The organism is Pedobacter jaeyakensis (assembly GCF_054461315.1).
In genome coordinates, this window is sequence record NZ_CM136921.1 from 1,864,077 (window position 1) to 1,878,342 (window position 14,266).

A 14,266-nucleotide genomic window follows, 5' to 3' on the forward strand; every position below is an offset into this window, starting at 1 on the left:
AAGTATTTTTGATCCACTATGAATACTAAACAAGCCTATAACATTTGGGCCGCACAATACGATACCAATGATAATAAAACCAGAGATCTGGAGGGACTGGCCTTAAAGCTTACCTTAGCCAGCATTTCTTTCAATAAAGTCTTAGAGATTGGCTGCGGAACTGGTAAAAATACGGAATGGTTAATTGATAAGGCGGTACAGATTACTGCTGTAGATCTTTCAGATCAGATGCTGGCACGCGCTAAAGACAAGTTTACTTCAAATAAAGTGCAGTTTAAACAAGCGGATATTACCCGTAGGTGGAATTTTAGAGATGGCCTGTATGACCTGGTGACGTTCAGTCTGATCCTGGAACACATCGAAAACCTGGACTATGTATTTAATGAAGTAGGAAAGTCTTTAAATGCAGGCGGGTATGTTTACATCGGGGAACTGCATCCATTTAAACAATACACTGGCACAAAAGCGAGGTTTGATACTGCCGGAGGCGAGCAACAGGTGGTTGACTGTTTTAATCACAATGTGTCTGACTTTATCAATGCAGGTAGAAAGCACGGGCTAAATCTTGTTGGATTGGAAGAATATTTCGACGACAATGATCGCAGCCAAATCCCGAGGATTTTGACGATCTTGCTTAAGAAATCTTAAAACATCCAAACCAAGTTATGAAAGCAAGTGTTCTAATTATCTTAACATTAATCGTTTTTTACCCATTTAAAAAAGCCATGTCGCAAACTGAAAAAAAACCACAAGCTGTTGTATTAAACCACATTGCAGTTTATGTGGCAGATTTACAAACTGCTACAGCGTTTTATAAAACTGTTTTCGGATTGGAACAAATACCGGAACCCTTTAAAGACAACAGGCACACGTGGTTTACTCTTGGTGCAGCAGGTCAGCTACATTTGATCCAGGGTGCTAAGACAGGTTTGGTGTTCGATAAGAACGAGCACTTGTGCTTTAGTGTTCCATCAGTAGATGCATTTGTAAAGAATTTAAACGCACTTAAAATCAGTTTTGAGGATTGGCCTGGTAAAGCGAGTACCATTACAACCAGGGTAGACGGTGTTAAGCAGATCTATTTTAAAGATGTTGATGGACATTGGCTGGAAGTAAATGATGCAAAATAAAGAACACGTAGAAGACCATCCCGGCCATGACCACGAGCATAAAGATGATGATGATCATGATCACGATCATGGTGGGGGAGAAGGATGGAAGGGGCACTGGCCACTAATTACTTCCTTTGTAATTTTGCTGGTGATGCAGGTGTTAGAGCTAGGATTTAAAGTTAAACTACCACTTGTTATTAATCTGCCTGTTTATGTTGCTGCTTTTTTTCTGGCAGGGTACAATGTATTAAATATCGCCTTTAAAAAGGTGCTGCACTTTGATTTCTTCAATGAGTTCTTTTTAATGAGTGTAGCCACTATAGGTGCATTCGCTATTGGTTCTTATAGTGAAGGTGTAGCAGTTATGGTTTTTTATTCCATAGGAGAATGGTTTCAGGATTCAGCAGTTGACAAGGCGAAAAGAAGTATTAAGGCGTTACTTGATGTAAGGCCAGACCGTGTTGAAGTCATCAGAGATGGAAAAGTAACGGAAGTCAGTCCGGCGGAAGTAAAACTGGATGAACTCATACAAGTAAAACCTGGAGAAAAGGTGGCACTGGATGGTCTATTAAATTCTGAATCGGCAACTTTTAACACCGCAGCCCTCACAGGAGAAAGCAGACCTGATAAAAAGGAAAAAGGGCAGCCTGTGTTTGCTGGGATGATCAATTTAAATCAGTTAGCAGAAGTGAAGGTAACTTCATTATTCAAAGACAGCAAGTTAAGCAAGATCCTGGAAATGGTACAGGATGCTACCGCAAGAAAATCACAAACTCAGTTATTCATATCCGGTTTTGCCCGTATCTACACGCCAATAGTATTTTTGCTTGCAGTACTTGTTGTAAGTCTTCCCTACTTTTTTGTGGCAGATTATCAGTTTAGGGAGTGGCTATACAGAGGATTGGTGTTTTTGGTAATTAGTTGCCCTTGTGCGTTAGTAGTTTCCATACCACTCGGGTATTTTGGTGGTATCGGCCTAGCTTCTAAAAATGGTATACTATTTAAAGGTTCTAACTTTTTAGATGTCATGACCAAAATAAATACCGTGGTGATGGATAAAACAGGTACACTAACGAAAGGGGTATTTAACGTGCAGGAGATTGTTGCCAATGGTATTGATGAGGACCAACTGATGCGCTACGCAGCTGCATTGGAGTCTAAATCCACACACCCTATCGCAACTGCGATTAAGGCGCATACAACGGATTTTGAGCATTTAAATGTTACACACATTGAAGAGATCCCTGGTCATGGATTAAAAGGGACAGTTGATGGCAAGCTTGTTCTTGCTGGTAATACCAAGTTGCTCAGTAAATTCAATATTGAATATGATAAAGAGATAGAGGACATAGCCGACACCATTGTTGTAATCGCTATTGAAGGTAAATATGCCGGGTACATTCTTATAGCAGATGAAATTAAAGAAGATGCCATCGATGCCATTAAAGGTATAAATAGTTTAAATATTCAGACGGTGATGTTGAGCGGAGATAAGGAGTCGGTAGTTGCCAAGGTGGCAAAACTTCTGGGAATTGAGAAAGCATACGGTGCCTTACTGCCTGAAGATAAAGTTAATAAGGTAGAAGAACTTAAAGCGCAAGGCAGGATACTGGCTTTTGTTGGAGACGGGGTAAATGACGCACCGGTAGTTGCCCTGGCAGATGCAGGAATAGCTATGGGGGGACTTGGAAGTGATGCCACAATTGAAACTGCAGATATTGTGATTCAGAACGATCAGCCAGGGAAAATCCTTACGGCGATTAAAATAGGAAAAATCACCAGGCAGATCGTGTGGCAAAACATAACTTTAGCAATGGTGGTAAAAGTAGTAGTTCTAGTGCTTGGCGCGGGAGGGGTAGCAACACTATGGGAAGCAGTCATCGCAGATGTAGGTGTAGCTTTACTGGCTATTCTCAATGCGGTACGCATTCAAAATATGAAATTATAAAAAAAAGCCGGCGCTATTTGAGCCGGCTTTTTTGTGTCAAAATAACTCGTTATTTAAAGGTTGCGATATCCACTACTTTATCGCTGCCACCCTTGTTAATCTTTTGAAGAAAGGAGATGCCATTAGCAGTAACCCATTTGTAATTGCTTTGAATAAACAAGGCAACTTGGTCTGGGTTTGTGCCAGATTGTGCTGGCAATACCGTGTTTAATACCTCATTGGTAGCGTAATGAACCTGATAGAGGCTAGTCTTTGTTAAGAATACCAAAGTTTGTTTATCGTGAGATAAGAGAAAGAAATCACCTTGTATGCGTTCTTCTGGTTTTTCTCTTTTAATCAGATAGGCCTTTGCGTTTACGTTAGTAATAAAGAAATCATTATTAATCAAATAGCCTGTTTTAGCCACTTTAACCAATCCTTTTGTAAATTCCTTATCATTTGATCCAGATGATGCACGGTAAAGACTTACCACATCTATTTTATTTTCATTTAAGTTGATGATGTAACATGGGGCAGTTAAGCCAGACTTGTCAGCAATCTGTACAAGAATAGAAGTTTTTTGCGTGTTTACATATTGTGCAAAAGAGAACTTATCAGCAACTGCAGCTTTATCAGATGGGTTAGTTTGGATTTTAATTAACGTGTCTCTGAACTTTACACTAAACTCTCCCTCTGCATTCTTATCTTCTGCCAACCGCTCATCAGTACCGTATTTTACGATGAATAAAGCATCCCCTTCCTGGTAAGAGTTAAAACGTTCAGTATCGTTCAGTACTCTCGGAACGTAAACAGATTCATGTTTGCCTTTGCAGCTAGCAAAAAGGATCACTACTGCGAATACATAGATTAAATTTTTCATTTGAATTATATTTGATTAAGGGGTATATATTGAATTGTGTTAATTTTTCTCAAAGTTAAATGATGCGGCGATATATCCAAATGTAATCGCTGTGGTATTTAATTTGTTGCAAGCGTATTTTTGTCTTCCATTAGAAACATGATGCCGGGCCGCTTGGATCTCCAAACGTAATTTTCATAGATATGGATAAAAAGTCCGCCCTTTGTTGCATCTACTTTTAATGGTACCGTCAGGCTCTCATCTGTTGGGTAATTTATTTGATATAATGATGATTGCTGGAGAAAAACAAGAGTTGAATGGTCTGGCGATTTCATGATGAATTGTCCTTGGATAGGTTCATCAGAATTTTGTCGCTTTAGGAAGTGGACTTTTGCGTTGACAAAACCGATTAAGAATTCATTATTGATCAGAAAGCCATCGCTACCCAAGTCTGTCAGACCAATATATTTTTTATCTCCCCGTGTTTCTGATGGTCTTGCTAATTCAGTAATCCTTAGCTGGTGATTTTTCAAGGCGATTAGGTAAAATTTAGCCATTAACCCTGAATCATCTGCCACTTGTGCTAGAAGGCATGTCTTCTGGGTATTCATAAATTTGCCCCTGATAAACTTGCCATTAACTGTAGAAGGATTATTTTTATCCGTCTGGATGCTTACTACAGTATCTCCAAATTTTACCTGGTACCACGCTCTCGGATTTTTCCCAAATTGGTTTCCTTTCTTTTCATTCTTTGGATTAAAGGTTATCGTACTGTCAGACTCGGCAGGATAGTCGTTAAACGTTTCTCCCTGACTGATCATTCTGGTAGGATATGTTTTCTCAATTTCCTTCTCAGCGCAACCGAAAAAGAGCAAAGAAAGGATAAATAGGTAAATGATTTTCCTCATGGAAAATCAAATTACGAATTATCCGCCAAAGTTCCTCACCTTAAATATAAAGGAACACATAAAGTATCTTCCCAAGCGGTTAACCCTCCTGTCAACTATTACGTTATCATAGGCATCAGTAGTAATTCCAGAGTTTTGGTTGAACAAATCAAACCCATCTAAACGAAGAACACCCATGTCCTTTTTCAGGAACTTATACTCCATATACAATCTTAGAATGGTCGGGTTGTTTACAAATGACGAGTTAAAGCCTGAATTGACCACTTTTGAAAAATCATAGCCAACTGTTAATACTTTGAAAAAATAATTTCGCCCGTTGATTCCATATTCTAAACGACCAGTTTTCCTGTCTTGAGAGGATGGCAGCGAGTTGTCTATTTTTGTTTCTGAATACGAGCTTTGCAATTCCAGGTTGGTAATGTCTTCCAGATCAACCCTTAAACCAAGTCTTTGTCCCCAGGTTATCCTTTGCGCATTGTTTCTGTTTCTATCAATGAAGGAAACATTATTTTGTGTTGATGCCCAGCCTCCGTAGTTGAGCGTAAATTTCTTGCCGGTAAAAGGTTTGGTATAGCCGTAGTTTCCATTTAGGTCGTAAAAGCCGTCTGTGTTGGTATAGGTGGTAAATTGATTGATGGTCCCCGGGACGAGTACTTTTGTAGTTACGATCTTATTCTGTGTTTGATTGTACGAGATACTGGCATCCAGTAAATGGCCCAGGTTCCAATCAGCTTGTTTGTAATGTGCGTTTATGCTATTTACAAATTCTGGTTTTAGATTGGGGTTTCCGGTGACGATATTTTGAAGGTTAGAGTTATCTGAAATAGGCTGTAGCTGGTAGAAACCAGGCTGGTTATTTCTTGCCCAGTAATTTACCTCTACTGTTTCTTGTTTAGTGAATTTGTATACAAATCTTGCAGAAGGAGTGATGTTAAATGTCCTTTGCATGGTATTCACGTTTTTGCTCAGGTTCTGCCCCTTCAATACTGCAGGTTGTGCATTTATCCCTATGGTGTAGTTTAGCTTCTCGTCAATAAACCGGTAATTTACGCCAACTTTATTGGTGATAAATTGGAAATCGTAATTGTTGCTCAAATCATTATTGTAAACTTCATTACCACCAATTACATCCCTTAGGTTTTTTTCGTTCGAAGTTGCTGATCTTCCAAAATTATAGTTAAACTCAACAAATGTCTTCTTGCCAAAGGGCTCCATATAAGAAGCGCCCGTATATGTTCCCAGGTTTGTATTATTCTGATCATTTAACTGGTTCTGGTATCTTGTAGAGTCCAAACCAACATTAGTAATGATGTAGTCGTTAACAGAGTTTCTGAAATTATCACCATTTGAATAGTTAACATTGCCCCACATGCTCAGGTTGCGTCCTTTTGCAGAGAATTTATGGTTGTAAAAAAGATTAGTTCTAAAATTTAGGGAGTTGGAAGTGTTAAAGTTTGTGCTTGATCTATTTGTTTTTAAGGTCTCCTGAGTAATTTCTGATGCCCCCTGACTGTTGCCCTGATTGTCATTGTAGGAGAAGCCAGGAGAAATTTTAAAATAGTTCATAGTATCTGCTTTATATTCCAGATTACCCGAAAAATCATGATTAAAACGGTTATTAAAATTGTTATTGTTTGAATTTTCTAACCTTGTAAATGCGTGTGTGGAATCCTGAAGAGAACTTCTGGTAAATGCAGAACTGATGGTGTTGTTCTTCGTGTTGTCAAAGTTGTAATTTGCATCTGCCGACAATTTCGGTCCCCATTCGTTTCGGTAATTTATCCCGCCCGCGCTTCTGGTAGTTACACCATCGCCGCCTCCGTTTCTCATGTTTGCGTTTGCAATTGTACCATCAAAGGAGATTTGACGTTCGCCTTTCATTAAGTTTCCCCGCAAGCTGGTGTTGTAGCGGTCTGAACTGCCCATGCCGCCTGATGCCCTTGCGAAATATCCTTTTTTCTTGTCTTCCGCTATTGTTAAGTTTAAAACTTTTTCAGGTTCACCAGTTTTAATTCCGGTAAGTTTTGCCTGATCGCCATAATCGTCAATTAGCTGAATGTTTTTAATGATGTCTGCAGGCATGTTTTTTATCGCAGTAGCCACATCAGTGCCATAAAAATCTTTTCCATTTACCTTGATCTTAGTAATTGGAACACCCTGGTTGGTTACGTTTCCATCCTTGTCAACTACTATGCCCGGCAATTTTTTGAGAACTTCATCGACAGCATCACCTTCCCGAACAGGAAATGCGGCAGCATTAAAACTTACCGTGTCTTCAGTTACCCTAATTGGTGGCGTACCTGATATGGTTACGCCATCTAACGTATTTGATATGGGCAGCAATTTTATAGAGGGGACGATAAATGTATTGCCTTGTGTAATTTGGTATTCTTTTTTGAAGGGCTGAAAACCTAAATATGCCGCAGTTAATGTGAATTGTGCAGACTTTACTTTAGCCAGACTAAAAGCACCTTCTGTATTTGTTGAAGTGGCAAGACTGTCTTTAAGCCAGTTAATTCTCACTACTGCACTTGGAAGGGGCAGCCCTGCGGTATCAAGTATTGCTCCTTTAACGGTGTATGACTGTGCTTTTCCATAGAAAAAGCTGCCCGCAACCAAGAGGCATGGTAAAGTTAATTTAGTAAAAAGATTCATTTGTTGTGTGTGTACCATAAAAGTACAACAACCTTTGTTAAAGGATTTTAGCGTAATTGATATGTTACATATAATATTGATGATTTGAAGTGCATTGTTTGGATAAAATAGTATTCATGGGAATATTCTTTTTTATATTACCATTTGTGTCTATCTTGTAATTGACTGAAAGAGATAAAAGTAACTAAACACATTACCCGATTGGCAACATTAGTAATTGTACTTGCTACAGCGGGTTGTGACCAGATTTCCAAAAATATTGTCAGGACTAAGATAGATCTTAATGAACAGATAAAGATTGGGATAGATAATATCACCCTAACGAAAGTAGAAAATACTGGTGCATTTTTGAGTATTGGTAGCTTTTTACCCGCTTCAGTAAAGTTTACTTTGTTAATTATTCTGCCTTGTTTGGTTATGCTGTTGGGTTTGTATCATGTTATGATTAACCGGAGATTACCTAAAATGGTTGTTATAGGTGTTGCACTAATCGTTGGTGGGGGGATAGGCAATTTATTTGATCGTGTAGTATTTGGATCTGTCACTGACTTTCTTCATATCGATTTTGTTATTTTTAAAACTGGAATATTCAATGTGGCTGATATGGCAATTATGATGGAATGGTATTGGTGGCTATTACCATTTATAAAAATAAGCTCGTAACTTTAAGTCATTAATTAACCAAATAAGCTCTTAATGAAATATGTATTTATTGCAGTTTTTATGGTGTTCACCATCAGCTGCACTTTTGCGCAAAGTAATTTGAATATCGTAGGTACCGTTAAAAATGAAAGCGGTATACCATTGGATGCAGCATCAGTGTTTCTCAGTGGAACTACCCAGTCAACCAAAACCAACAGTAAAGGAGAATTCAGTTTTTTTAATATCAAATCAGGCTCTTATGTTTTGGTGGTAAGTATGGTAGGGTTTACACCAGTCAACGAAACAATTGCTGTTTCTGATCAGTTGCTTAAGAGGAGTGTAGTACTCAAGGAACGGCGCATCCAACTAAATGAAGTTCAGGTGGGTAATAAGGGTGATGTTCAGCGTTCAGCACATTTTAAAACTTTTTTCGATAACTTTATAGGGATCTCCAACAATGCAAAGGACTGCAAAATTATAAATGCAGATATCATTGAGTATACAACAAACCGAAGTATTCTTGGTGCGACATCTCCCGATTTCTTGATTATTGAAAATAAAAATCTGGGTTATCGGATCAAATACCTCCTCTCAGATTTTACTTTTAACGGGGAAAACGGGATTACAAACTTCACAGGAGATTGCATTTTTGAACAGTTAACGGGAAATGAGAAGCAGGAAGTGAAATGGAAGAAAAATCGGTTAAAAGCATATAATGGATCATTTATGCACTATTTGAGGTCTATCTATAACAATGTGGATAGCGCTGAAGGGTTTGAGACCCATATTGTTAAAGGCGATGGCGAGCCAGATTCCAATCGGGTAGATATGAGTAAATACCTGATCAAGATGGATAATAATCTGGCTGAACTCAAATTTAAGCCAAAGTTATTGATCACATACTTAAAGCCCGCAATGTCCACTAATAAAAAAATACAAAGGGGAACATCTCAACTGGCCAGAACAAATGTAAAAGCAGTACCTAAACACCTTCCGGCAACTTACCTTAATTTATATGCTGGCAGAACCATAATTGATAGCCGTGGCAGTTTTGAAAATTACCAGAGCTTTTTTATTAATGGAGTTTGGGGAGCAATGCGGTTAGGCGATCAGTTGCCTTTCGAGTATCTTCCTTAAATTAAAAAGAGGCAATCTATCCAGAATTGCCTCTTTTCTAACCAAATATAAACCTGTTGAACGGGTTTTATTTTAAGTTTCCGTAGTACTCAACGAATTTAGCCAGCGCATTTGAATAACCCCATTCGTTGTCATACCATGAAACCACTTTAACGAAGTGATCGCTCAATGAAATACCAGCTTTTGCATCAAAAATTGAAGCATGTGGATCTCCGATAAAGTCAGATGAAACAACCTCATCTTCAGTATATGCCAATACGCCTTTCAGCTCACCTTCAGAGGCAGCTTTCATCGCTTTCTTAATTTCTTCGTAAGTAGCTGGTTTTTCTAAACGAGCAGTTAAATCAACAACTGAAACGTCAGATACCGGTACACGGAATGACATACCTGTTAATTTACCTTTTAGCTCAGGAAGAACTAAACCTACAGCTTTAGCAGCACCAGTTGATGAAGGGATGATGTTTGAGAAACCACCACGTCCGCCTCTCCAGTCTTTAGCAGAAGGGCTGTCAACTGTTTTTTGAGTTGCAGTTACAGCGTGAATAGTGCTCATTAAACCTTCAACTATACCAAAGTTATCGTGTAATACCTTAGCAATAGGAGCTAAACAGTTAGTAGTACAAGAAGCATTTGAAACAATAGTTTGGTCTGCTGTTAATTTAAGGTGATTTACGCCCATTACATAAGTAGGGGTATCATCTTTTGCAGGTGCAGAGAATACTACTCTTTTTGCTCCGGCATCAATGTGTTTTTGTCCGTCAACTTGAGTTAAGAATAAACCAGTTGATTCGATTACAGTCTCAACACCAACTTCATCCCATTTCAGGTTAGAAGGGTCTCTCTCTGCAGTAATACGGATTGTTTTACCGTTAACTACCAAATGTCCGTTCTCAACAGCAATTGTGCCATCAAAACGACCATGAGTAGAGTCATACTTTAACATATAAGCCATGTATTCTGGCTCAACAAGATCGTTAATTGCAACGATATCTAATCCTCTTTTTAAAGCAGCTCTAAATACCAGTCTGCCGATACGGCCAAAGCCGTTTATTCCAATTTTGCTCATTTTGTTAATTTGAATAGTAGTTTAATAGATTGTATATGGGTTCTTTAGTAATTGATGTTATTTCCAGGCCATGTTTCTTTGCCATGGCCCGCAGTTCCTGTTGAAAGTTGCCTGCCACAATACCTACAAAATGTATCTCCTTACCTGGATGTAATTTTATGGTTGGCAACAGGTATGTGGAAAAATAATTTTCAAAGGCATTTTGCAGGATGTCAGTAATAAATGGATGTTCTCTATGTTCCAAAAAGAAATCGAAGAAGGAACTCAGAAATTGCTGCACCATGGGCTTTTTATATACCCGTTCCAGAACTTGCGGCCTGTCCAGGTTATACCTAACAGAGAACTCAGTTTGCAACTCTTTTGGTAATTTGTGTTGTATGAATTTCTTCAAAATAATTTTGCCGAGGTAATTTGCAGACCCCTCATCACCAAGCACAAAGCCTAGGCCAAAGTTGTTCTTTTCCAGCTTTTTACCATCAAAATAGGAACAATTGGCGCCACTGCCTAAAATGCCTACAATTCCGCCATTATTGTAACATGCAGAAATGGCAGCTCCATATAAATCGTCACGTACTTTGATCTTACTGTTCTTAAAAAACAAGCCTAATGTTTGAGCAAGTTCATCCCTTCTTTCTTTTGAAGACGCCCCTGCTGCAAATACGTAGATTTTTTTGATGCTTTCGGCGTGATTGATCAGCGTAGCTTTTTTATTCAGAAACTGAAGAATGGTTTTTTGATCGTTAAAGCAGGGGTTGATCCCGGGCATAGTACAGTCAGCAATGGTTTTCCCATCTCTGGCAATCTTCCAGAAAGCTGTTTTAGAACCGCTGTACACTACTGCTACCATTTTTTTATATAGACAATACCTTTGTCATTTCTAATAGATCACTTTCCAATTTAAAGAAGTGCCTTGTGAGCGCTTCATCAATACTTGTTGTTTCAATATCGTTGCCCCTTAAGCCAACCATATGCATTGTATTTCCTTTTAAAAGCTCATTAACTGCAGCAAAACCAAGCCTGCTGCCTAATATTCTGTCGAAACTACTCGGGCTTCCTCCACGTTGCAGGTGTCCTAAGATAGTTACTTTTGTATCATAATGGTTAAAACGTTCTTTAACCTTTTTCGCAATGTCGTATGCACCGCCGAACTTATTACCTTCTGATACGATTACAATACTTGAAGATTTTTTGGTAGAGGCTCCAGATTCCAGTTGGGCAATAAGTTCATCCAAACTGGTTTCTTTTTCCGGTAACAAAACTGCTTCTGCGCCACTAGCTATTCCACTTCTAAGTGCTATACATCCAGAATCTCTGCCCATCACTTCAATAAAGAATAACCGGTCGTGAGAGTCTGCGGTATCCCTGATCTTATCAATAGCTTCAATTACTGTATTTATAGCGGTATCGTATCCTAAAGTAAAATCAGAACCGTAAAGGTCATTGTCTATCGTGCCGGGAACCCCCATAACACGCACACCAAACTTTTTACCAAAACGTTGAGCTCCTGTGAAGGTCCCGTCGCCACCAATAACCACAAGACCATCAATATCTCTGGCTTGAAGGTTTTTGAAGGCAATTTCCATTCCCTCATCGGTTTTGAATTCTAAACAGCGGGCAGTTTTTAAAATGGTGCCGCCCATGTGTATCGTATTACTTACGGATCTTGCATCCATTGGGATAATGTTGTCGTTGATCAGTCCCTGGTATCCCTGCAAAACCCCAAACATATTTACACCATTGTATATCCCTGTACGAACTACTGCCCTAATGCAGGCGTTCATTCCGGGAGCATCACCGCCTGATGTAAGTACAGCAATATTTTTAATATTTGGTTTCATAATTATATACGAATATAAGGTGTAATTTTTACACTAAGTAATTTTATTTGTATTTTTTATGTAATTAGGCGGCAAGTATATTTAAATGATTTTATATTTTAAAGATCGGTTTTAAAGTTTTAGTTTATATCACCTATCTTGTTGCTCAATAAGATCGCACATTGAAATGTTACAAGCCTTTAAAATCATCATTTTATAGTTTTCCATTTAAAATTCCTATTTTTCTAAACTATTCCTTATTCTGATTCAGCAGAATCAATATATATTTGCAGGATAGCACTTTCAGAGCGGACAATAAATTAATGAATCACTAAACAATAATTATTTTGAGCGAAATTTTACCAAAGTTTAATTCCACATTCTCCATAGACTGCGTTGTATTCGGTTTTGATGGTGGAGAATTGAAAATTCTTTTGATCGAAAGAAATGAAGAGCCATTTAAAGATTGGTGGGCTTTGCCGGGTAACATTGTTGGTGAACAGGAAAGTTTAGACCAATCGGCCGCAAGGATTTTGAATGAACTAACTGGCTTGTCCAATATCTACATGGAACAATACTACACCTTCGGTGATGTAAACCGTCACCCACAGGGTAGGGTGGTCAGTATAGCCTATTATGCCTTGCTAAGGTTGGGGGGTGATAAAGCAGTGAAGCCGATTAGTACTTACGCTAAGAAAGCAAACTGGGTTGATGTGAAGGACTTGCCTAAACTGGCCTTCGACCATAAAAAGATATTTGAAACCGGGCTGGAGAAAATTAAGCGCAGGATTAAACACCAGCCTATTGCATTCGAACTATTGCCTGAGAAATTTACTTTGACGCAATTGCAAAATGTTTACGAGGTGATTTTAAGTAAAAAATTAGATAAGCGTAATTTTAGAAAGAAGATGCTCAGCTTTGGTGTTCTGAAAGATCTGGAAGAAAAACAACAGGGGGTTTCTTTCAGGGCCGCAACGCTGTATAAATTTGATAAAAGGAAATACGCCAAATTATTTGGCAAAGAGATATCGTTTTAAAAAGCATTTAAAGCCAAAAGAAAAGGCCCGGAACAATTGTTCCGGGCCTTTATAATTTATTTGTTTGCAATGTGCAAATGATAGTCTACAAGGTCATCTATAGGAGATCTGATGATCTTTCCTATCCCCATCTCGTACTTATCAGCTACAACGCTTAGAATGTCCCTAAAGCTATATCCAACAGAACCCACGCAATTTAACTTGTAGTCCTTGTAGTTTGGATAGTGAATTACCAGATTTTCAAAAAATGCGGTAAAAGCATATACAATCGTGTTATAGGTATAATCTTCGTAACTGTCTTTGAAGTCGTAAAGGAACTTACTAAAGCTTGCGCAAAAACGGTTAGGTAATGGTTTGTTGTATATATTGTCGAATATGTCTTCGTTTGTTAGTGCAAAATTATCATAAAAACTTTCTCTTAATCCTTTTGGCATATAACCTTTCATATAATCAGAAAGGATTCTTTTGCCAATGTAGCAACCACTTCCTTCATCACCCAAAAAGTAACCTAAAGAGTCGATGTTCAGGCTAATGTCTGTTCCATCGTAAAGACAAGAGTTAGTACCTGTACCCAGAATAGCTGCGAAGCCTGGTTCATCTCCAAGTAAAGCTCTGCATGAGGCCAGTAAGTCATGCCCGATGCGAACGTCTGCACCTGTGAATACCTGTTTCATCGCATCGTAAACTATTTTGCGTTTTGCATCTGTAGAACAGCCTGCGCCATAATAGTGAACTTCTGTAAGCTTCTCTTTTTCTAAATGATCAGGTAGTGAATTGTTTAAAGATTCCACTATATATTCTTCACTTGAAAAATAAGGATTATAGCCTTCTGTGTTGAAAAGGATTTTCCTGCCTGCCTCGTTAATTAAACACCAATTGGTCTTGGTCGAACCACCATCTGCAATAACTATCATTTTACTTAGAATTTAGAATAAAAGTAAACAATCCTACTGCCTGTACCTGGTTTTCTTTCATAAATTTTGTCTTTTAGTTTTGGTTGTTTTAAGTTTTTATATGTTAAAAACGCTAAAAAAGGCCTTTTTTAACACAATGCTCGTCGTTTTTGTGTTACCATATTGTTAAATAAACACTAAGCTAAAATACGC

The 14,266-nt window shown here is 38.4% G+C and carries 13 protein-coding genes; 6 read left to right on the forward strand and 7 right to left on the reverse strand.

All coding sequences use genetic code 11. The features are described from left to right. The first annotated feature begins 18 nt into the window (after window positions 1–18). From ACXZ1K_RS08260 to ACXZ1K_RS08270, 3 genes are read left to right on the forward strand one after another with little or no spacing between them, the layout of a single operon-like run. Window positions 19–648 (forward strand): class I SAM-dependent methyltransferase, encoded by a 630-nt coding sequence (locus tag ACXZ1K_RS08260; RefSeq protein WP_458972907.1) that lies wholly within the window; start codon window positions 19–21, stop codon window positions 646–648. 17 nt (window positions 649–665) lie between these two features. After that, complete coding sequence (locus ACXZ1K_RS08265; protein ID WP_458972908.1) at window positions 666–1,130, forward strand: VOC family protein; 465 nt, start codon at window positions 666–668, stop codon at window positions 1,128–1,130. Further along, the gene (locus ACXZ1K_RS08270) at window positions 1,117–3,060 is read left to right on the forward strand and encodes a heavy metal translocating P-type ATPase (protein WP_458972909.1); all 1,944 of its coding nucleotides are present in this window, start codon (window positions 1,117–1,119) and stop codon (window positions 3,058–3,060) included. The genes ACXZ1K_RS08265 and ACXZ1K_RS08270 overlap by 14 nt, the downstream gene beginning before the upstream one ends. Before the next feature lie 49 nt (window positions 3,061–3,109). On the opposite strand, the gene ACXZ1K_RS08275 is transcribed toward ACXZ1K_RS08270, so the two are convergent. From ACXZ1K_RS08275 to ACXZ1K_RS08285, 3 genes are all read right to left on the reverse strand, one after another. Next, entirely contained in the window at window positions 3,110–3,919 is an 810-nt protein-coding gene (locus ACXZ1K_RS08275) for a hypothetical protein (RefSeq protein WP_458972910.1), read from the reverse strand. Between the two features lie 98 nt (window positions 3,920–4,017). Further along, window positions 4,018–4,806, reverse strand: coding sequence for a hypothetical protein (locus tag ACXZ1K_RS08280; protein ID WP_458972911.1), 789 nt, complete (start codon window positions 4,804–4,806; stop codon window positions 4,018–4,020). Between the two features lie 18 nt (window positions 4,807–4,824). After that, window positions 4,825–7,461: a TonB-dependent receptor domain-containing protein gene (locus ACXZ1K_RS08285; RefSeq protein WP_458972912.1), complete on the reverse strand. Its 2,637-nt coding sequence runs from the start codon at window positions 7,459–7,461 to the stop codon at window positions 4,825–4,827. 201 nt (window positions 7,462–7,662) lie between these two features. Between ACXZ1K_RS08285 and lspA the strand changes: the two genes are divergently transcribed. Both lspA and ACXZ1K_RS08295 read left to right on the forward strand, forming a co-directional pair. Further along, entirely contained in the window at window positions 7,663–8,124 is a 462-nt protein-coding gene (lspA, locus tag ACXZ1K_RS08290) for a signal peptidase II (RefSeq protein WP_458972913.1), read from the forward strand. A 33-nt stretch (window positions 8,125–8,157) separates the two neighbouring features. Then, a complete protein-coding gene (locus tag ACXZ1K_RS08295) occupies window positions 8,158–9,240 on the forward strand; it encodes a carboxypeptidase-like regulatory domain-containing protein (protein WP_458972914.1) in 1,083 nt (360 codons plus the stop codon). Between the two features lie 67 nt (window positions 9,241–9,307). Here the strand turns inward: ACXZ1K_RS08295 and gap are convergent, their stop codons facing one another. Genes gap through pfkA form a run of 3 tightly spaced genes read right to left on the reverse strand, consistent with a single transcriptional unit; the run spans window position 9,308 to window position 12,144 of the window. Beyond that, on the reverse strand, window positions 9,308–10,306 hold the full coding sequence (gene gap / locus ACXZ1K_RS08300; RefSeq protein ID WP_458972915.1) for a type I glyceraldehyde-3-phosphate dehydrogenase: 999 nt from the start codon (window positions 10,304–10,306) through the stop codon (window positions 9,308–9,310). A gap of 4 nt (window positions 10,307–10,310) precedes the next feature. Further along, window positions 10,311–11,153 (reverse strand): hypothetical protein, encoded by an 843-nt coding sequence (locus ACXZ1K_RS08305; RefSeq protein ID WP_458972916.1) that lies wholly within the window; start codon window positions 11,151–11,153, stop codon window positions 10,311–10,313. A 4-nt stretch (window positions 11,154–11,157) separates the two neighbouring features. Then, on the reverse strand, window positions 11,158–12,144 hold the full coding sequence (gene pfkA, locus ACXZ1K_RS08310; protein WP_458972917.1) for a 6-phosphofructokinase: 987 nt from the start codon (window positions 12,142–12,144) through the stop codon (window positions 11,158–11,160). A 326-nt stretch (window positions 12,145–12,470) separates the two neighbouring features. On the opposite strand from pfkA, the gene ACXZ1K_RS08315 reads away from it, so the two are divergent. Further along, window positions 12,471–13,160 (forward strand): NUDIX hydrolase, encoded by a 690-nt coding sequence (locus ACXZ1K_RS08315; protein ID WP_458972918.1) that lies wholly within the window; start codon window positions 12,471–12,473, stop codon window positions 13,158–13,160. A gap of 56 nt (window positions 13,161–13,216) precedes the next feature. On the opposite strand, the gene ACXZ1K_RS08320 is transcribed toward ACXZ1K_RS08315, so the two are convergent. Next, window positions 13,217–14,074: an N-acetylglucosamine kinase gene (locus ACXZ1K_RS08320; protein ID WP_458972919.1), complete on the reverse strand. Its 858-nt coding sequence runs from the start codon at window positions 14,072–14,074 to the stop codon at window positions 13,217–13,219. Window positions 14,075–14,266 lie beyond the last annotated feature (192 nt).